The organism is Microcoleus sp. A003_D6, from assembly GCF_036702825.1.
GTDB lineage: Bacteria > Cyanobacteriota > Cyanobacteriia > Cyanobacteriales > Microcoleaceae > Microcoleus.
This window is the reverse complement of sequence record NZ_JAUBWA010000101.1, coordinates 1-21,664: the sequence shown is the minus strand read 5'-3', so window position 1 is coordinate 21,664 and position 21,664 is coordinate 1. Positions and strand designations below refer to the sequence as shown.

General features: G+C 46.9%; 11 protein-coding genes. 3 read left to right on the top strand and 8 right to left on the bottom strand.

Going from position 1 to position 21,664, the window contains the following annotated elements; all coding sequences use genetic code 11:
* Nucleotides 1–398: 398 nt before the first annotated feature.
* Nucleotides 399–1,895, bottom strand: coding sequence for an Asp-tRNA(Asn)/Glu-tRNA(Gln) amidotransferase subunit GatB (gene gatB, locus QUB70_RS23865; RefSeq protein WP_332983848.1), 1,497 nt, complete (start codon nt 1,893–1,895; stop codon nt 399–401).
* 46 nt (nt 1,896–1,941) lie between these two features.
* Complete coding sequence (locus tag QUB70_RS23860) at nt 1,942–2,388, bottom strand: hypothetical protein (RefSeq protein WP_332983847.1); 447 nt, start codon at nt 2,386–2,388, stop codon at nt 1,942–1,944.
* 106 nt (nt 2,389–2,494) lie between these two features.
* On the opposite strand from QUB70_RS23860, the gene QUB70_RS23855 reads away from it, so the two are divergent.
* The 3 genes from QUB70_RS23855 (at nt 2,495) to QUB70_RS23845 (ending at nt 11,347) form a co-directional block, all read left to right on the top strand.
* On the top strand, nt 2,495–5,758 hold the full coding sequence (locus tag QUB70_RS23855; RefSeq protein WP_332983845.1) for a PAS domain-containing sensor histidine kinase: 3,264 nt from the start codon (nt 2,495–2,497) through the stop codon (nt 5,756–5,758).
* Nucleotides 5,759–6,080: 322 nt separating this feature from the next.
* On the top strand, nt 6,081–9,311 hold the full coding sequence (locus QUB70_RS23850; RefSeq protein WP_332983843.1) for an EAL domain-containing protein: 3,231 nt from the start codon (nt 6,081–6,083) through the stop codon (nt 9,309–9,311).
* A gap of 446 nt (nt 9,312–9,757) precedes the next feature.
* Nucleotides 9,758–11,347, top strand: a complete 1,590-nt coding sequence (locus QUB70_RS23845; RefSeq protein ID WP_332983842.1) for a glycoside hydrolase family 57 protein — start codon at nt 9,758–9,760, stop codon at nt 11,345–11,347.
* 412 nt (nt 11,348–11,759) lie between these two features.
* Here QUB70_RS23845 and QUB70_RS23840 read toward each other — a convergent pair whose 3' ends face one another.
* The 6 genes from QUB70_RS23840 to QUB70_RS23815 form a co-directional block, all read right to left on the bottom strand.
* Nucleotides 11,760–14,546: an adenylate/guanylate cyclase domain-containing protein gene (locus QUB70_RS23840; RefSeq protein WP_332983841.1), complete on the bottom strand. Its 2,787-nt coding sequence runs from the start codon at nt 14,544–14,546 to the stop codon at nt 11,760–11,762.
* Between the two features lie 57 nt (nt 14,547–14,603).
* Nucleotides 14,604–16,157, bottom strand: a complete 1,554-nt coding sequence (locus tag QUB70_RS23835; RefSeq protein ID WP_332983840.1) for a PAS domain-containing sensor histidine kinase — start codon at nt 16,155–16,157, stop codon at nt 14,604–14,606.
* Nucleotides 16,154–16,690 (bottom strand): Rab family GTPase, encoded by a 537-nt coding sequence (locus tag QUB70_RS23830; protein ID WP_332983839.1) that lies wholly within the window; start codon nt 16,688–16,690, stop codon nt 16,154–16,156. The genes QUB70_RS23835 and QUB70_RS23830 overlap by 4 nt, the downstream gene beginning before the upstream one ends.
* Nucleotides 16,691–16,692: 2 nt before the next feature.
* Entirely contained in the window at nt 16,693–19,404 is a 2,712-nt protein-coding gene (locus QUB70_RS23825) for an OmpA family protein (RefSeq protein ID WP_332983838.1), read from the bottom strand.
* Nucleotides 19,405–19,410: 6 nt separating this feature from the next.
* Nucleotides 19,411–20,019, bottom strand: coding sequence for a hypothetical protein (locus QUB70_RS23820; RefSeq protein WP_332983836.1), 609 nt, complete (start codon nt 20,017–20,019; stop codon nt 19,411–19,413).
* Nucleotides 20,020–21,112: 1,093 nt separating this feature from the next.
* Nucleotides 21,113–21,664: transposase (locus QUB70_RS23815; RefSeq protein WP_332983834.1), on the bottom strand; the 552-nt coding region annotated here is incomplete at its 5' end.

Below are 21,664 nucleotides of genomic sequence, written 5' to 3'. Positions count from 1 at the left end.
CGGTAATCGGTAATTGTTAATCGGTAATCGGTAATCGATAATCGGCAATCAATACGGCTCACTCTCCCATTCTCCCTCTCCCTCTCCCTCTCTCCCCCATTCTCCCTCATTCTCCCCCTCTCCCCCATCCCTATTTTCACGTCCGTGCAAAAAAAAAGAAAAAAAAAGAGAGAGCTACCGAAGTAACTCTCTCTGCCATCAGGGTGCATCTACATAACAGAATATAACATGACAGGGATGAGGGGTGAAACCCCCAAACGTGAAGATGTTGTAAAGAAATGTATATGTAATTATAAAGTTACCATGCAGCGGGAAGGGCGAGAGCGCGGCGGGATCGGGAAAAACCGATCGCCCGCCGCTGTATTCGCAATCGCGTCCCCCTTAACGGCTGCTTTGCCTCAGCCGTTAAGCTTCGCCACCAGCAGCTCGTTGGTCAATTTGGGATCGGCCCTGCCGCCCGTCTCCTTCATCACCTTGCCCACAAAAAAGCCCAGCAGCTTAGTTTTGCCGGCTCGGTACTGTTCGAGCTCCTTGGGATTGGCGGCCAAAACTGCATCGATCGCCCGATCGATCGCCCCGGTATCCGAAATTTGAATCAAACCCTTACTCTCAACCAACTTCTGAGGAGAACCCCCGTTTGCCAGCAACTCCGGCAAAATATCCTTAGCGATTTTGCCGCCGATCGTGCCGGCATCAATCAGCGCCAACAGTTCGGCCAAATCCTGCGGTTGAAAAGGAATTTCTCCGATCGCCAGTTTCTCATTTTTCAGGTAAGCAGTGATATCGCCCATCACCCAATTCGCAGCCGGCTTAGCAGGAGCACCGGCGGCGATCGACTTTTCAAAATACTCCGCCACCGCTTTGTCGTCAGTCAGCACCCGCGCGTCGTAGGGAGAAAGAGCGAGATCGGTTTCGTAGCGATGGCGCTTGGAGGCCGGCAATTCCGGCAGTTGAGCTTTCCAATCCTGCAATTGTTCGGCCGAAACTTCCAAAGGAGGCAAATCCGGTTCCGGGAAATACCGGTAATCGCTCGCACCTTCCTTCACCCGCATACTGAAAGTACACTGCTTGTTTTCATCCCAAAGCCGCGTTTCTTGGACGATGGTTTCGCCGCTTTCGATAGCTTGAATTTGCCGGTCGATCTCGTAATTAATCGCCCGTTCGATCGCATTAAAAGAGTTCATATTTTTAATTTCCACCTTCGTGCCGAACTCTTTTCGGCCAACGGGGCGCACCGAAATATTCACGTCGCACCGGAGGGAACCTTCCTGCATATTCCCGTCGCCGACACCGATGTAGCGGACGATCCGGCGCAATTCTTGACCGTATTCGGCAGCTTCCGCGCCCGATCGCAAATCCGGTTCCGAAACAATTTCGATTAAAGGCACGCCGGCGCGGTTGTAATCCACCATTGAATAAGTAGAACCGCTGAGCCGATCGCTGCCGCCGTGAACCAATTTTCCGGCATCTTCCTCCATGTGCAAGCGAGTGATTCCAATTTTTTTTCTAGTAGAATTGCCCGTCTCGTCCACCAGTTCAATTTCTAGCCAACCGTTAGTAGCGATCGGCAAATCGAACTGAGAAATTTGATAATTTTTCGGTAAATCGGGATAGAAGTATTGCTTGCGATCGAACTTACTGTAAGGTGCGATTTCGCAGTTGAGAGCTAGCCCTGCTTTCACCGCGTACTCCAGCACTTTTTGATTTAATACTGGCAACACTCCAGGCATTCCCATACAAATTGGGTCAATGTTAGTATTTGGGGCATTGCCAAATTCTGTAGAAGAACTGGAGAAAATTTTAGTATTCGTACTCAATTGACAGTGAGTTTCGAGACCGATAACGGCTTCGTACTGAGTTTGGTTTTTTATCGAAGAGGGTGCAGCAGCAGTCATAAGCAACCTATAAAGACTGAATAAGTTTAGATTACATTTTAGCTGTTTATTGACGAAACCGACTTGAGATTATTTGTACGGTTGGGACGGTTTCAATGCCTGTCAACAATCGCCTGAAACCTGACAAATCTCGCTTATGGCTGAGTCTCGATCGCCCATTTCCCCCACTTGCGGCGAATAATTCACCTTTTCCGGTTGCTTGCGGGATACTGCGCTGCTGTCCAACCCCGTGCGGAGAATGCGCGTAGGCGCAAGCCGGGGCGTAGCCATCGCCCCACACCACAACCCGCGCCCATATTCCGATCGATCGCCCCATACCACAACCCTGTGCGAGAATATACTTAGCGATCGGGCGCGATCGGGCGCATCCGCACGATCGGGAGAGTTTGGGCTCGATCGGCCGGAATTCGCGATCGATTCGATCGCCAAACCCTAATCCCTGCTGTCTTGAAATAGCGCCGCCCGCTTGGAGTGCGATCGGCGCCGCGCACAAGTTGAAAATTAAAAATGTATAATTTAACAGAGATTACATATTTATTTTGAATTGTTAAACTTTAATTTTAAATTGTCAAACTAACACTTGCCTAACGGTCAAAAATATGCCTGAAATTCCAGTTGAAAGTGCCGCACTGTTTCATAACAGCATCACTAAGCTAGAGCAGGCGGAATCAGCCCTCGAACTCGCTTGGAACGATCTCGAAAAACAAACAGCAGAAACCATTGCTCAGATAGCCAAATCCGGCGCAGCAAACGCAGAAGAAATCAGCCAGCGCTTTGCCGGGGCCAAGCAACTCCGCCAGCAACTTCAAACTGAGATAAAACAAGCCAACTCGCGGCTGGAATTGCACCTAGAAAACTCGCCAATGGCAGTTATAGAGTGGGACAGGGAATTTCGGGTAGTGCGGTGGTCGTCAATGGCCGAACAAATATTTGGCTGGAGTGCAGCAGAAGTAATTGGCAAAGAGTGGCCCAAATGGTCAATAGTTCATCAAGAAGACCTCGATCAAGTTTGCGCCGTCGCAAATCAACTGTTACAGGGCAGGGAACCCGGCAACATTTGCCACAACCGCAACCATACCAAAGATGGCTCGGTAATTTACTGCGAATGGTACAATTCTGCACTAACCGATGAATCGGGAACAGTAGTTTCAATTCTCTCTTTTGGCAGAGATGTAACGGAACACCACCGCTCTCAAGAAGAACTGCACCAGCGCGAACAAGCCTTCAGCGCCCTAGCGGAAAATTCTACCGATATCATCGCCCGGTTAGATCGAGAACTGCGCCTCCTTTACGTCAACCAAGCAGTCGAACCAGCAACCGGGAAAACCCCCGTAGAATTGATTGGCAACACCATCAGACAAACAGGAATGCGGCCGCAGTTGTGCGACCTGTGTGACGAGACTTTTCTGAAAGTTTTTGGCACCGGCAAACAAGAAACCATAGAATTTGAGTTTCCCAGTCCCGAGGGCATAAAACATTACCAATGTCAAGTTATTCCCGAGTTGGCTGGGGACAATTCAGTAGAAACAATTTTATCTATTTCCCGCGACATTACAGAAATAAAACAAGTCGAATCCCAGTTGCGGCAAAGCGAATCCAAATTTAGATCCATAGTTGATTCTAACATGATCGGTCTAATTTTTTGGGATCTTAACGGCAGCATTACAGATGCCAACACTGCTTTTTTAAACACGGTTAACTATACGCGGGACGATCTGCTTTCAGGAAGAATTAACTGGCAAGAAATGACACCGCCACAATACGTGCGTTTAGATACAGAAAAAGTTGCCGAACTGAAGGCTAGAAATACGGTTTTCCCCTTTGAAAAAGAATATATTCGCTCCGATGGTAGCCGCGTTCCGGTGCTGCTGGGAAGCACATTTTTAGAAGGAACGCAGCAGTTCGGCGTCAGTTTTGTGCTGGACTTAAGCGATCGCAAACAGGCAGAATCGGAACTGCAAAAACATCGAGAACTTTTAGAGAGCATCCTGACAACTATCCCCAACTTTCTCTACATTTACGATGCAGTAGAAAACAAAAATATTTATGCAAATGAATCTGTCACAGCTATCCTCGGCTACACTGCCAAAGAATTGCAAGATTTGGGTACAGATGCTGTGGCTAACTTGGTTCATCCCGAGGATGTGTTAAAGCTAATTACAGGTATGGAGCGGCTAAAACACAGCAGCAATCCCCATGAAATCCATGACATAGACTACAGAATAAAACACAAAAACGGGGAATGGCGCTGGGTGCACGATCGCTCTACAATCTTCAAAAAAACCCCAGACGGACAAGTTTTACAATTTATCGGTTCCGTACTCGACATCAGCGATCGCAAACAAGCTGAAGAATCATTAAAACAGCAAAAAGAACTGCTGGAAACTATCTTCAATAACGTCCCGGTCATGCTCGCATTCTTGGACGAAAACAGTGAATTAAACTGGGTAAACCACCACTGGGAACAAGTGCTCGGCTGGAGTTTTGCAGAAACCAAAGAGCGCGATATGTTGGCGGAACTTTATCCGCAGCCGGAATACCGCCAATACGTCTTGGACTTCATCCAAGCAGCAACTGAGAACTGGAGCGATTTCAAAACAAAAGTTAGAGACGGGCGAATTATCGACACTTCTTGGGCAAATGTTCACCTTTCCGACGGCAGTTGTATCGGCATCGGTCAAGATATCACCGATCGCAAACGAGTAGAAGCTGAACTCAAAGAACTCAACGAAACTTTAGAAGCTCAAGTCGCCCAGCGTACCGCAGAATTAGAGACTTTTTTTGATGCTTTGCCGGACTGCATTTATGTTGTAGAACGCGACAATATGCGCTTGTCTTTTGTCAACCATCCCCTTGCCGAATTTTCCGGCTTCGACAGCAGGCAGCAGATGCTGGGCAAAACCATTTTTGAGTGCTATCCCAGCGAACTCGCGGAACGATTTTGCGGCGAAAACTTGCAAGTATTTGAAGCCGGCACAACTCTGCACTACCAGGAAAAATTTGTGAAAGCGGGTGGCAATGTTCACTTCGATACTTTTAAAATTCCCCTGAGAAATCTCGACGGCGAGGTTTATGCTTTAATTGGCACTGCTCGCGATATCACTGAGTTGGTAGAGACAAAACAAGCCTTGTCAGAACGCACAGAGCAATTAGAAGTGGCTAATAAAGAATTAGAATCTTTTTCCTACTCAGTTTCCCACGACTTGCGCGCGCCTTTGCGACACATTTCGGGTTTTGTCAATGCCTTGAAGCAGCGGATACAAGCAAATGAGGCGATTCGCGATCGCAAAATATTTCACTATATAGAAGTAATTGAAGACAGCAGCCAAAAAATGAATTTGTTGATTGACGGTTTGCTGATGCTGTCGCGGGTGACTCGCACTGAGTTGATGCAAATTCCGATCGATCTTACCCGTTTGGTACAAACTGCGATAAAGTTGGCTAAACTCAGAACAGACACAACTTCTGTCCAAACTCCTCTTGAGGTTGAATTTGAAATCGGAGATTTGCCCGCTGTGACGGGAGATCCCACATTGCTGCAACAGGTGTTCAGCAATTTGATTAGCAATGCAGTCAAGTTCAGCCGCGATCGCACTCCCGCTAGAATAGTAATTGATGGCTTACCAGATGGAACGGTTTTTGTCAAGGATAACGGCGTCGGTTTTCCGATGGAATATGCCGATCGACTGTTTGGAGCCTTTGGGAGGCTGCACTCCCAGAGAGAATTTGAAGGTACGGGCATCGGTTTGGCGATCGTCTGGCGGATTGTTCACCGGCACGGCGGCAGGATTTGGGCCGAAAGCGCACCTGGTGAAGGAGCAACATTTTACTTTAAACTGGGGGCAAACAATCCTAACGGGTAAGTTGTAGCAGATGTTGAAGGAAGACCGAAGTTGGAAGAAGAAGTTGATGTGAAAATGCAATTGGGACAAGGGTTTCAGCGATTAAGAACGTCCTGACCGCCCTTGAAGGTTGCTACAGTTGTAAATTGACAATTGACAGTTAAATAATTGACAGTATGCTCGCCCTTGAAAAAGCCACCATTCCTTAACAACAGTCTCGGTCGCTACTTAACGAAATTTGGTACATTTTAGTAAAAATAATCAAGCAATAATCAGGAAAAGTTCGCCCAAAAAATGGCAAAAATAAAAAAAAACCATAAAAAAGAGCCAAATACCATACCATATGTTAGATATAATTCAAACCAACTATTTAGTAAAAATGGTAGCGGAATCAACCTTAAAGTTGTTGATTGTTGAAGACATGACCGAAGATTTAGAATTAATCGTCATCGCCTTAGAAGCGGGGGGAGTAAATTTTAAGTTCGACACAGCCCAAACAGCAACCGAATGCCGAAAAATGCTGGAAAATTGCAAATACGACGCTGTTTTGTCAGATTACCGCCTCCCAGGCTTCAACGGTTTAGAGGTATTCAAATTAATCCAGGAATTAGGACAAGACATACCTTTTGTTTTAGTAACGGGAAGTTTGGGAGAAGAAGCGGCAGTTGAGTGCATCAAAGCCGGAATGACCGATTACGTCTTAAAAGGGCGACTGTTTAGGTTGCCCACAGTCTTAGAACGATCGCTCCAAGAATACAAAATGCGCCGCCAGCAACAAGAAGCGATCGCCCAAATTCAGCGGCAAGCGACTCGTGAAGCGATCGTAAACCGCATCCTCCAAGCCATGCGCTTCACCCTCGTACTCGACGAAGTGCTGCAAACCACCGCAGATCAACTGCATGAAGCTCTAGAAATTAGCGGCTGCGCGATTTTGCAGCCAGATACCGAAGGCGGGATCGGGATTCGCTACATCAGCTCAAAGGCAGTCGGCAGAGAACTGGCGATCGGGCTAAATTGCGACTTTGCCCAACACTATCACTCCTCCCTCGCCCGCGGAGAAACGATCGCGATCGCCGAGTTATCGACTCTCGACCCGTCCCTGCAAGCATCAGCCGAATTTTTAGGCTTTCACTCGATCGCGATCGCACCGCTGCTCTACCAGCAATCATTTTTGGGAGGAATTTGCCTCTATCAGTGCGATCGCGCGCGCTCTTGGACGACAGAAGAACTATCGCTAGTCAAAGCCATAGCCGATCAGTGCGCGATCGCGATCCACCAAGCCGAACTCTACCAACAAGCCCAAACCGAACTCGCAGAACGCAAGCGCGCTGAAGCAGAAGTCCGCGGCATCCAGCAGCAGCTAGCCACAATGGCAGCCAACATTCCCGGCTCAGTCTACCGCACCGTGCTGCATCCAGACGGCACAATGTCGATGCCCTACATCAGTCCCGGCGTGCGCGAAGTTACTGGGATCGGGGCCGAAGAAGTAATGAAGCGCCCGGAACTCTTGAGCGAAATCATCCATCCAGACGACAAAAGCTCCTATGACAGCAGCTCCGCAGCATCCAGAGCGAGTCTTTTGCCCTGCGATCGCCAGTACCGGATCGTGTTGAATTCCGGCGAAGTCAAGTGGGTGCAAGACAGCGCCAGATTTTCCAAAAACGAAAACGGCGACATAATTGTAGACGGAGTAGCACTCGACATCAGCGATCGCAAAGAAGCCGAATCAGCCCTCAGACAAAGCGAACAGCGATTTAGATCGCTGATTGAAAACGCCACAGACATCACGATCATTCTCGACGCGGAGGGAATCTTCCGCTACATCAGCCCTTCCGTCAAGCGAATTTTAGGATACTCGCCCCACCAGGCGATCGGGCGCAGCGCCCTAGAGGCAGTTCACCCCGACGACTGCGCCGCGATCGCCCAAACCCTCCAGAAAGCCCTTAAAAACCCCAAAAGAAGCGAGTCCCCAGTTGAGTACCGAGTCCGCCACCGCAACGGTTCGTGGTGTTATGTAGAAGCTGTAGCCACCAACTTGCTGCACGATCCCGCAGTCAAGGGAATTGTGATCAACTGCCACGACATCACTCAGCGCAAACACGCCGAGGAACAACTGCTGCACGACGCTTTTCACGACGCCCTCACCGGATTGCCCAACCGATCGCTATTTACCGATCGGCTGGAACACGCTCTGAGGCTGGCCAAACGGCGCAAAGACTACTTGTTTGCCGTGCTGTTTCTCGATTTAGATAGATTTAAAGTAGTCAACGATTCCCTCGGCCACGCGATCGGCGATCAACTGCTAGTAGCGATCGCGCGCCGTCTGGAAGCTTGTCTGAGGGCCGGAGATACAGTAGCCCGCCTCGGAGGAGACGAGTTCGTGCTTTTGCTCGAAGACATCGAGGGCATAAATGAAGCTACCAACATTGTCAACCGCCTGCAAAGGAAAATCACCTCCCCCATCCTTCTAGACGGACACGAAGTATTTATCACCGCCAGCATCGGCATTGCTTTGAGTTCTGGCGAATACCTGGAACCGACAACCCTCCTGCGCGACGCCGACACAGCAATGTACCGCGCCAAAGAACTCGGCAGAGCCCGACACGAAGTTTTCAACAGTTCCATGCACGCCCACGCTTTGCGGTTGTTGCAGCTAGAAAACGACCTGCGGCGGGCGATCGAATCAATTAGAGACCCGGCCAGAGAAGAAGACTCTCCCTCATCCCCCCAATCCCCCCAATCTCCCCAATCAGACTTACCTCCCTTATCCGCAGCGCCCCAGTTTATCATTCACTACCAGCCGATCGTCAGCATCGCCAATAACACAATTACCAGTTTTGAGGCCCTAGTGCGCTGGCAGCATCCAGAACGCGGCTTAGTTTCCCCCGGCGAATTCATCACAATCGCCGAAGAAACCGGCTTGATCGTACCCCTGGGCCGCTGGATACTCCGCACAGCTTGCCACCAAATCCGCCAGTGGCAGCAGCTATTTCAAAGCAACCCCCCGCTGAGTGTCAGCGTCAACCTTTCAGTCAAACAGTTTTCTCAACCAGATTTAATCGAATATATCGATCGAGTTCTCGAAGAAAGTCACCTCGACGGCAGCAGTTTAAAACTAGAAATTACCGAAAGCGTACTTATAGAAAATTCCGAATCAGTAACAGCAATGCTGGTGCAGCTCAGAACCAGAAACATACATTTGTGTATCGACGATTTCGGCACCGGCTATTCATCACTCTCCTACCTGCACCGCTTCCCCACCAATACCTTAAAAATAGACCGCTCTTTTGTGAGCAGAATGGGCTGTGAGTTAGACCTCGACAAAGTAACGATCGACCCCACAGAAATTGTGCGGTCGATCGTTACTTTATCGCACAATTTAGGCATGGATGTAGTAGCCGAGGGTGTCGAAGATGCCTCGCAACTATCTATACTCAAAGGGTTAAAATGCGAGTACGCCCAGGGATTCTTTTTCTCAAAACCAGTAGACTCTCAAACAGCAGCAGGCCTAATCCGACAGCAAGAAAAAAATCAGAATTTGCTGACATTTAATTTGTTAGAGAAAGGCCATTAAAAAAACACGGCACGCTTTGCGCCTGTTTCAGCATAAAATCTTAAAATATTTTAAAGCTGTCCCTAACTGGCGTCAGTTAATAACTACGGCATCCAAATCACTGTCAGGAACCTCGGCCTGAAGGCACGAGGCTTGAAAGAGAAATCTAGAAAGCCATCCTGACGGGCCTAAGTCCTTCGCGGACTACGTTTTTTGAGTCACGACACCCTGGGATGCGAAGCTAGTCCCTTGCTCTGTCGCTGAGAGTTAAACAATCTTAAGGTCACTGAGATAGTGCTTTCAGCCTAACAAGCTCATTAAACATTGGCGAAGCTAACTTTACTCCGAAAGGAGAACGGGACAACCATATCCCGACGGAGGGGCAACCATACCCCTCCACCCCGGAAGGGGATTCAAATTAATGTAAAGCCGTCCTAAAAGGACGGGGTTTCAAACCCAATTTTCCGATGACTACTGGCTACCTCGCCCTCGTTCTCCACGCCCACTTGCCCTTTGTCCGCCACCCCGAAAGCGACTACGTTTTAGAAGAAGAATGGCTGTTTGAGGCGATCGCCGAAACATACATTCCCCTGCTACAAGTCTTTGAAGGGCTCCTTCGCGACGGCATCGACTTTAAAATTACCATGAGCATGACACCGCCCTTGGTGGCCATGCTGCGCGATCCCTTATTGCAAGACCGCTTCGACGACCACTTGGCAAAACTCGAAGAACTAGCCGATCTCGAAATCGACCACAACAGCGGAAACGGTCACCTCCGCTATTTGGCAGAACATTACGCCGCCCACTTCTCTCAAGTCCGCAACTTTTGGGAAAAGCACGATCGAGATTTAGTCAAAGCCTTCAAACAATTCCAAGACACCAACAACCTCGAAATCATCACCTGCGGCGCCACCCACGGCTACTTACCGCTGATGAAAATGTACCCCGAGGCAGTTTGGGCCCAAATACAAGTAGCCTGCGACAACTACGAAGCAAACTTCGGCCGCCGACCAAAAGGCATTTGGCTGCCCGAATGCGCCTACTACGAGGGCTTAGAGCGGATGTTAGCCGATGCCGGCTTGCGATACTTCCTCACAGACGGTCACGGCATCCTCTACGCCCGTCCCCGCCCCCGCTACGGTAGCTACGCCCCAATTTTCACCGAAACCGGAGTAGCAGTATTCGGTCGAGATCACGAATCTTCCCAGCAAGTCTGGTCATCGGAAGTCGGCTATCCCGGCGCAGCAGAATACCGGGAATTTTACAAAGATTTGGGCTGGGAAGCCGACTACGACTACATCAAACCCTACATCATGCCCAACGGCCAGCGGAAAAATACCGGGATTAAATATCACAAAATCACCGGCCGCGGATTGGGTTTAGGCGACAAACAGCTATACGATCCTTACTGGGCAAGGGAAAAAGCCGCCGAACACGCCAGCAACTTTGCCTTCAACCGCGAACGCCAAGTCGAGCACCTCAACGGCATTATGCAGCGCCCGCCGATTATTGTTTCGCCTTACGACGCGGAACTTTTCGGTCACTGGTGGTACGAAGGGCCTTGGTTCTTAGATTATTTGTTCCGCAAGAGTTGGTTCGATCAAAATACCTACGAAATGACGCATTTAGCCGATTATTTGCGGGGAAATCCGACTCAGCAAGTTTGCCGCCCTTCGCAGTCTAGCTGGGGTTTCCGGGGTTTCCACGAGTATTGGTTGAACGAGACGAATGCTTGGATTTACCCGCATTTGCACAAGGCTGCCGAACGGATGATTGAGTTGGGAAGTATGGAACCGGAAGATGAGTTGCAGTCGCGCGCTTTGAATCAGGCGGCGCGGGAAGTGCTGCTGGCTCAATCTTCTGACTGGGCGTTTATCATGCGTACAGGGACGATGGTGCCCTATGCGGTGCGGCGAACTCGATCGCACTTAATGCGCTTTCACAAGTTGTACGATGAAGTGAAAGAAAGGAAAGTTGATTCCGGTTGGTTGGAAAAGGTGGAGGAGATTGATAATATTTTCCCTGAAATCAACTATCGCGTTTATCGATCGCTTTAATGTAATAGACCTCTTGCAAAAATAATTAGGACGGGTTCTCCTGCCCATCCCATCAATTGATGAAAAGGATTTTTGCAAGAGGTCTAATGAGGCGTGGTTCATTCTATTATAACTAATCATACCTCAAATTAGCAACGCCCTAATCCAGATTTGATATGATGACTAATAGACCTCTTGCAAAAATAACTAGGACGGGCTCTCCGGCCCATCCCACAAAATTTTTTTTCTTGTGGAATGGGCCGGAGAGCCCGTTCCAGAATTTGATTAAAAGGATTTTTGCAAGAGGTCTAATGACTGCTGACTAATGACTAATGACTAATGACTAATGACTAATGACTAATGACTAATGACTAATGACTAATGACTACTGACTACTGACTACTGACTACTGACTACTGACTACTGACTAAACTTATTTTTTAGCAACTAGCAGATAAGTTTTCATTCCCCCTTTGCCTTTAACTTCAATAGTTCCCCGCTCCTGAAACAAATATTTGTGTTCCACTAACTTATAAGTAGTTTCGCTGACTTGAATCCGCCAAGGCAAACCGTGAGATTCCATGCGGGAAGCAATATTTACCGTGTCGCCCCACAAATCGTAAATAAACTTCTTTATGCCAATTACTCCGGCAACAACCGGGCCGCTGTGAATGCCGATGCGGATGCTAAAAGATTGATTATTTTTGGCATTAAATCGGGCTATTTCTGTTTGCATATCTAGCGCCATTTGGGCGATCGCCTCGGCGTGGTCTGCCCTGGGTTCAGGCAGCCCTCCTACTACCATGTATGCGTCGCCGATGGTCTTGATTTTCTCTAAACCGTGCCGATCGCAGATCGTGTCGAAGGTTGAAAAAATTTGGTTCAGCAACTCTACGAGGTCGATCGGTGGCATGACAGTAGCCAGGTGTGTAAAACCCACAATATCTGCAAACAAAACAGTCACTTCGGGAAAGTATTCAGCAATAGTAGTTTCGTTTTTTTTCAACCGTTCTGCTATTGCTTGGGGCAAAATATTTAACAGCAGCTTTTCTGATTTTTCTTGTTCTTCCCGCAGGGCATCTTCTGCTTGCTTGCGTTCCGTAATGTCGTGGTAACTCCAGACTCTGCCGATAATTTTATCTCCCAGCCGCTGCGGTTCCGAATAGCGTTCAAAAAATCTGCCGTCTAGAAATTCCAACAAGTCGTAACTTTCGGCTTCCGGCTGGTCGTAAAGCGATTCTATTCTCTCTTGGAATGCTTGGGAGTCTTTGAGTTGGTTCAGGAAAAAAGCGATCGTGGCGGCTTCGTCTCGCAGTGCCATCACTTCGTTAGGTATCCCCCACATTTCCACAAATTCTCTATTGAAAGTGACTATTTTTCCGCTCCTGTCAGTAGCTAAAATCCCCTCAGCAGTAGAATCAAAGGTTGCTTGCAGCAGGGACACAGATTTTGCCAGGGCGTCTTCTGCCTTCTTTCGAGCAGTAATGTCTCGCAAAATAGCGCGAATCGCTACTAGCGAACCTTCCGCAAATTTACAGCTTATGCTACCTTCCAACAAAATTTGTTCGTGATTTTTAGTAATAAATATTGCTTGAATAGAGTCTGGATAAAGTGTATTTTCATTTACGTTTTTCTTGGCAATAGCTTGATACAATATATCCAGAGACTCTTGGGAACTGTTGGGATGAATGATATCAAAAACAGTCATTTGAGCAATTTCTGCTTCGCTGTACCCCAAAGTTGCCCGCCAAGCCCGATTTACATACAAAAAATGACCGTCAGCTCCAATACTTTGAATTAAGTCAGTAGCATTTTCAAATAAGTCTCGCAGTTGCTCTTCGCTTTCCCGCAAAGCTATTTCCGCTTGCTTGCGCTTGATAAATTGACCGAGTTGGCTGCCGATGGTTGCCATTGTCTGGAGCAATTCTTCATCAAAACACTGCACTTCCCCGCTGAAGAAAGTCATCACCCCCAACACAGACCGGGCAGAAGTTTCCCGATCGTAGTCGCCCACAATAGGGAAGCCAAAAGCTCCGTGCAGTCCTTCTTGGGCGGCGATTTCTCGGCGCAAAAAACTGTCGCTTTCTGTTACATCTGCAATCCACTGAGAGGAACCGCTGGCCCAAACGAGACCGGGCAATCCTTCACCGAACGCACAGGTCATTTGTTCGGCCAATTCTCCAAATTTGGGGATGGAAATTGAGCGATTTGACCAACTTGCAACACACCTGAGAAAATTTGGATCGGAAATCGGAACTTTTCTTTTAGTTACTGACAGCAATTGTTCGCCTATTTCTGGCATCCAAAGTTCGGCGGCTTGCCAGCCCAAACTATGGCAAACTACGGGGAGAATTTCTGCGATCGCCCTTTTGACTGTTTCGCATTCCGAAAGAATGCGAGTGGTGACATATTGGACTACTTTTCGCTTGCGGGATCGCTGTCTGTCCGTAACATCGCGGCCGATATACACGAAATCTTGAAGGGCGGCCGAAGATGCAGAAATCCCTTGAATTTCACTCGGAATCGCCGTACAGGAAAAGGAAACTGTTAACTTTTCTCCGGTTTTTGCCCTGCAAATTACTTCGGCGTTAGTTTGCGATTGTTGAGGCTCCTCTTGGCTGACTGCTTGCAAAGATTCGCCAACAGCAGCAAGAGCGTCTATTTGCTGACCTACTAATTCCGATTCGCTGTAACCGAACAAATCTTGAGCCGCTTGATTGACTTTTTTAATTTTTCCCGAAGCCGTTGTTACCAACAAAACTTCTGCCATTGAAGTAATAATTTTTTCAACATAATCATTAGTAGCGGCTAAGGTACTCAATAAAATATTCATTTCATTGGTAGCTTGGACTAGAGTTTGTTCCAAACCCATCCTGTCGGTTACATCTTCAAAAAATACAATTAATCTGCGATCGCTATCGTCATTGCTGAACTCGACGATATACATATCAAAATAAAGCCGCGAGCCATTGTCTAATACCCGCGTTATCGCTTTTAATTCAAAATTTGGCAGCCGCCCTTCAAAAATATCGATTAAAATTTCTTCACTTCCCACCATCTCGGGAAAGGGAATGCGGACATCGTTGCCGGCCGCTACTTCCTCGGGACAGTCGGCAAACCGCTGCACTTTGAGAGATGTTTCTTGGATTAAAAAGTCTGTATCCAGTGCTAGGTACTCCAAGTGGGGGGGAACCAACAGTTTTTTTAACAGGGTTTTCATAGGAAATTTTTAGTAGTGAATGCGCCCTCTATATCGAATTATCTGAGATTAATCTCTTTACCTCTGTTTGTAAAATGGAATTGTGACTGTAAAGGTAGTCCCTAACCCTGTCTCGCTGGAAAATTCGATTTGACCTCCGTGCAAGTCTACACACTGCTTGACTATGGATAAACCCAGTCCTGTACCGGATATTTTTCCGACATTTTGGGCTCGATAATAAGATTCAAACAGTTGTTCTTGGTCTTCGAGAGGAATGCCAATGCCTGCGTCTTTAATTTGAAATTTAGCTTCTTCATTGTCACAATTTAATTCAAAATAAATACTGCTGTCGATCGGCGAATATTTAATAGCATTTGACAGCAAATTTGTCAAGATGTGCCGCAGCAATTTTGCATCGAGTGCTGGCCAGTCTTGCGTTTCCTCCGACTTTTTATCAGTTTTTTTCGCTGGCGAACTTGATTTTAGAGAAATAAAATTAATACTATGATTTTTTCCGTAACTAATTTTAATTGATTCTACTAACTCGCTGCAAAATTTTTGCAATTGAACTGGTGCGGGATTGAATGTGAGTTTTCCGGCTTCGGCGCTGCTGAGCAACCGCACGTCATCTAATAGCTGAGCCATATGTTTAGATGCTGATTTAACGTGTTCGAGGTATTCTTGTTTTTCAGCGGTAGTGATTTCGTCGCCGTATTCTTTGAGGATTTGAGTAGCAAATAATATTGTATTTAAAGGATTGCCGAATTCGTGAGCGAGCATTGAGAAAAAACGAGATTTTACCTGTCTGAGTTCTTGCTCTTTTGCCAAAGAGCGGCGAATTTCTATTTCTTGTTGCTTGCGTTCTGTGATGTCCCTGCCGATATAGATGAAATCGTAAAGTTCCTGTAATTCTGTCTGAATTGCCGCGCAGGAAAATTCTACCCAAATTTCTTCTCCTGCTTTAGTAGTGCAGATTACTTCCAGTTCTTTTAGCAGCTCTTTATGAGACAAAATATAGCGGTGGCGAGCTTGGTAAAGCAATTTTTCTTCGACTACTATTATGGAGAGGGGGTGACCGAGCAATTCTGCTTCGTTGTACCCAAATAAGTATTGCGCTGATTGATTGACTGTTTTGATAGTTCCTAATGTTGTTGTCACCAACAAAGCATCGCCCATCGAGCGAATAACTTTATCTATATAATCTTTAGAAGCGGCTAAGGCGCTCACCAAAAGATTAGCTTCATTCGCCCTCTGAATCAACGATTGCTTCATCACCATCTTTTCGGTGGCATCTTCAATCAAAATTAGCAATTTACTTGGCACATCTTCTTGTTCGTCTTCATGTTCGATCGCCAACAGATCAAAGTATAAAGGGCGGTTGTGGTCGGTAAACCGAGCGATACCTTTGAGTTCAAAACTCGGCCGCCGTCCCGTAACGATCGACATTAGGACATTTTCAATGCCAATCAGTTCGGGAAAACTGATGCGAGCATCTGCACCGGGGATCGCGTCGCCCGGAGTATCGGCATAATTCTGGACTTCGGCGGAGGTTTCCTGAATAATGAAATTGTGATTTACTACCAAATACTCTGTTTGTCGCGGGCCTAAGAGCTTTCTAAAAAGGGGATTCATACTTGTTCTAGCATTGTGTAAGCTAGTTTATGGAATATTTCGTCAACGTCTTTGCCTGTTTTAGCAGATGTCGTGTAAACTGCGATTACTTTGTCTTGACCTATCGAATGGGATATTTCCACTAGCAGCGCCAATTTTTCCTCGTCAATCAAGTCTACTTTGTTCAAAGCGACGATTATTGACCCTTTGGGATTGACTGAAGAAAAAAGATGAATGTGTTCGGAGATTCGCTCAACTGTTTCCGAGCGGCTGACATCGGCAACGATTAAAACGCCGCTAGATCCCTGCAAGTAAGTCGGTGCTATTCCTTTGAATTTTGTATGCCCTTCTAAATCCCAAATTAGCAACTGTGCAGTCACGTTTTCCCGCTGTTTTACGCTTTCTAATTCTACGCTTTTACGGGAAATTTTTACTCCCACAGTGGAGAGGTACTGGTCGCTGAATTGCCGATCGACAAAACGGCGGATCAGGCTGGTTTTACCGACGCCAAAATCGCCGATCATGCACATTTTTTTAGATATAGTAACTGACATAATTATTTGCTGTTTATAGCCTTAGTTATTGGTTCAAATAGCACGCATCTGCTTAAAAGTAGCGGTTGATTGGGTTCCAAGCCGGAAGGAGGATTTGGGCTGCCAATAGCGACAAGGCGCTTCGGGTCAGCACCTTGCCGCACTAAAGCATCTCGCACTGCGGAGGCCCGCCTGAGCGACAACCGTTGATTTGTGGCAAGTTCCCCTGTTCGATCGCTGTGCCCAATTATCTTAATCTGTTTTTGAGGATATTGATCCATGAATTTTTTGACACTGGCGATCGTTTCTCCGTATGTTGAGTCTAATGTTGCCGTTCCTTGCTGGAAGTAGATGCGGGTTGTAATTTTCAGCGGATCTAATTTAATTGTGCTAATCACCGACTGAACACCGGGAATTTGCTTCAGGGACTGAGCTATTTTCTGTGCGTCTGCACCGTCTCTAACTGTACCCTCTACAGTCACTTTGCGATCGCCATACCGACTAGAAATAGAAACGCCCGACAAGCGGTTCAAAACAGCGGTGATCCGCTGCACTTCAGCCGCTGCCAAAACAGGATCTGGGGGAACATCTACAGCAACAATTTTATTTTCTAATTTCAGATTGGGTGCAGTTGATGCAGCTATTTTTGCAGCTTTTGCCCGCAATTGTGCATTTGGCAACTGTCCGGTTAACTTGAGAGTGTTGCCCTCAACGCCGGCATTTAAGCGGTAAACCGCTAATTCTGGGGTCGATGCTAAAGCTAAAGCGGCATTTGCTGCAAGGCTGCCGTCAATGCTGCGACGGTGCTGATGAATTCCCCAAGGTATTAAGATTAAGCTCAGGGCCGCTAAACTGATAGCAGCTAGGGCGATCGGGGGTTTTGTTGATTTTTCCGTTTGCAGCGGGTCGAATAAAGTTTTGATCGACGGGTGCAGCGACTCCGGTATAGTACCGGGATCGCCGTTAAACTCGTGAATTACTTTAGCGTAATTAAGGATGAGATTACTAACTGTTTGCCGCAGTTTTTTGATGAACGAGTGTGGCGGTTCTCCTTTAATCACGACGGCCATGTAGCAATATCCCGCTACTTCTAGCATAATTTTTGAGTCGCCGTATTCAATTTGATTGAGTTCGGAAACTTCTCCGGGCTTAACGATGCACTCGTTCACAAAACTGCGAATAGCTGTCAGCATTCCTGCTACCATTTCTGATTCTAACTGGTAGCTTTCTGAGTTTTGAACTTCGGAAATAACCAAGCCTGATGCTTTTTGAATTAAGAATGCTGCTTGGACGGTAAAGGGTACTGATTCTCTGAGGATTAATTCAGCTTCGGAGACTCCTTGTACTTTGGAGCGAATTTTTCGATTAAACCCTTCGACGCTGATGGCATTTGACACTTTTTCATTGATTGTCTTGATAGCTTCTGCCATGTATCGGGAAATTGTACTGCCAATTACGGGATAGAGGGCATCCACCATAGAGTCGCGTTCGAGTTTTATTTGGGCTGTAATCGCTTTGCCCATTTCCGGGGCGAGGGCTTGGGCGATCGACTCTTGGTCGAGGCGAATTTGCTCTTTAATTGCCAGACCGATTTCTGGGGCGATCGCCTTAGCAATATCCGCTGGCGAATTCACTATTTGTTGAGCAAGTGCGTCGGGTAGCAGCTCAGCTATTGCCGCACTCATTGCCGACTTGTTTTCCTGAGTTTTTGCCCTAATCACTTCGTCAATAATTGGCACCATCGCCTTGACAACTTCTTCTCTGGAATCGGCAATTTTGCGGCTGAGAATTTCTGCGATCCAAGGCAACATTAACTGAATCAACTCTTGGGGATCGTAGATTTGGTGCTCCAGTTTTCCTAATTTATCGTCGATGCTTGCCATCAGGTGGCGCACCCCCGGCAAGTCGTTTTCTGCCAAAAGATTTTTGACTTGCTCGATATCCGACATTTTTGAGCCGAACATCAGATTTTGCAGCCTTTCCATCGCGCTGTCGGCTTCATTTAAATCCTGTTTAATTTGGCCTAATATTTCTGTCGGCTGCGATATCGTTGTCGGCTGTTCTACCAAGTTTGGCATCGATTGAAGCGAAGCAACCACCGGATCTAAATATGCAGTTTCTGGTGACTTTGAGACTGTGGAAACTATGAAGTCATTGGAAATTTCCGAGGATTTTGACTCGGTTTCGGGAGGAGAAACATCTTGTTGCCGATCGAACCCGTGGGATTTTTGAGCCTGTACTTCCTGTAGAGAATCTTTTATTGTCAAGTTAGACAATTCTTCGACAGGCTGTGATTCCTCCTCCAAATCCGGCTGGGCGATCGCGGAAACATCTATAGTTTTAGCCGAGGAATAGTTTTTTTCCAGTTCTGAAGAGTTGAGTTTGTGAGTAGCAAACAGCAAACTTTTGAACTCGTCTGCAACAGTCGAATCAGTAGACTCAGGTTCGCGATCGTCAGTTTCGGGCAGACTCGCTGCAACTTCCTCTTGCTTTTCTGAAGAAATACCTAACAAATCCATCAACCCGCCGAGATCCCCAGCTCGATCGTTTTCGCCGCTGCTGTCACCTTCGGGCTCTGCATTTTGCTGGTTGGAAGCAGCAAAAATTTTGAGATCTACTAACAGATTCAGCAACGGTTCTAGCTGGGCGGCTGCGCGGGCAGCGGACTCGTCAGGTTTAGAAACAAAACCCTCTAACTCATTTTCGTCAGCCGGATTTTCTTTCGGTGAAGCCATGCGTTATTATCCGTGATGGTGGCGCTCCGGCAACAGAAATTCGTTATTTAACTTATTATCAGCAACGCCTTTAAGTTCGGGAACAAATTCTGTTCCTTTGAGCCTCATGCCGAGTTCAAACAGAATTTCTGCCATGTCGTCTCGGGAAACTTTAACATCTCTGAGCATGGAAAAGCGCCGGTCGAGTTCTTCAAAAACCTGTGTTTTTAATGTGCGAGTTTCTTCGGAGAGTCGCTCTCTGTTTTGGGAGAGTTCGTTGCGAAGCGAACTGGTTTGATTGTCGATCGCCTCGTCGAGGGCTTCAATGCTGCTGGAGAATTTCCGGTTGACGCGATCGACTTGCTGACGGATATCTGCGCTTTCTTCTTGGGTGTTTGAGGTGAGCGATTTAACTTTCTTTTCTAACGAATCAACTGCCGCCTTCATTTCTGCTGACAGAGCTGTTTTCACTTGTTCGATGCGAGCTTGCATATCTTGCTGCATCATCGACAAGTCGGAATCTATTTTATCGAAGCGGTTATCGTATTCTCTAAGCTGCGCCCCGAAAATTATATCGCGAATTTGGTCGATATTTCCCAGCCGTTCCCGCATTTCTTCTTTAGTTATTTCGGCCATACTTTTACCTGAAATCTCCGGAGATTGTGAGTTTAATAACTGTGCTAAGCTGTTCGACATTTAAACCGCTAACGATGCCTGTAGGGTGCGTCAGCTAGAACACTTACTAAGCAAGGGAAACAAGATAGGGCTGACGCACCCTACAATACTATTTTAAATGCTCCACAGCTTAGTGATTTACGAAAGTTGTTGGCGGCACTAGCTTTTTTTAGTGGGCGGGCTTTTATTGTTTGAACTCTCACCCCTGCGTCGGGGAGGGGATTTTTTAGAGTTTTGACTCCTTTATATCCTGAGATTCAAATTCTTGAGCCGGGTATTGTCACCCCAAATGGGGGTTTGCTATCCTTGCCTTGCAGCAAGCTCAGAGGAGCGCAGACTTCCCTGCTATACAGCGGGTGGGTTTTAATGTCTAGTAACCGACATCTTCAATGATATCGCATCTTGAGTGCGCCTAATACCACAGCGCTTGGGCGGAGGCCGCGATCGCACCGGTCTTATGTATAAAATATAACTCAAAAGCTTCGCCGATCGCCGATCGACTCCAAGGGAAGTTTCTTTTCAGCAAAAAGCATTTATGCAGTCGAACTCTGCCCCTCTCCTGCTGCGATCGTCCTATAAAAAAGCGTAGGGCCCGATCGACAGCGACCAGACCCAATAATATGAGAGCTTTGTTTTTTCTAACAAACGAGATGTCTTTCCGGTTGAGAACTTTTACTTACTAGGGTTTACAACTTGTGCAGCTTTACTTTTAATCCGCAACTACAACTAAGTCTGACTCGACTGCGGTTTGGCTTGACTGCTCGATCGGCAGTTCGCCACTATTGCAAGTTGTGTTCGGTTAATTTCTGCTGCGCCTGGGAATCTAGACCGGAGACACCATGCCTATATCCTCGAACTTTCTTTCTAAATATAGCGACCTCCTTTCTCTTTATGTCCGGGTGTCTATTATTAAGTTAGCATGGCCTTTCGGAGGAGTAAAGCACAATTTGCAAAACTTGATAGGTCTTTACATTACTAAGTATAATGATATGAATATCCACATAGATGTAAGTTCTATTGCTGCTACATCTTTACATAGCTGGCAAAAGTATAGTCATTTATAGACATGGGAGGCTTTAAGCCCCTCCCCCTTCACTTTTACTTTGAGCGGATTAACCCGCCTCGGCTGAACTACGCAGCTCCCTATCCCATTGCTGAACGCATTTGGGATTGCTTTTCTGAGGATGTTGTACGAAGCGTTGATATCAGAATTAATTAACTGACCAGTCGATGTTTTGTACAAACCTCGCTTGATACGCTTACCAGTAAACATCGGCTCTTTTTCTGTTTTCCCGTAGACAGGGATTGGGTCTAGACCCACGAAGTTGGCCCGCGATGTGTAGGATTCTTCCTGCACAATTACATTGATTCCCGCCAACCGAGCTTTGTATTCTAACATCTCAATTAATCGAGAGTGAGGAATGCTGACAAAATTTTGGTTTGTTTGTTTACCTAGATTGATATCGGTTTTCCACTGTGCATTTTTGCCAATGACCAGCGTTCCAATTTGGTTCACTACCAAATGATCGACAATCACACGACTAGCATGATGCAAGTAATTATCAACTTTCTGATTGCGACAGCGAGTTAATCGCTGAATTCTGGG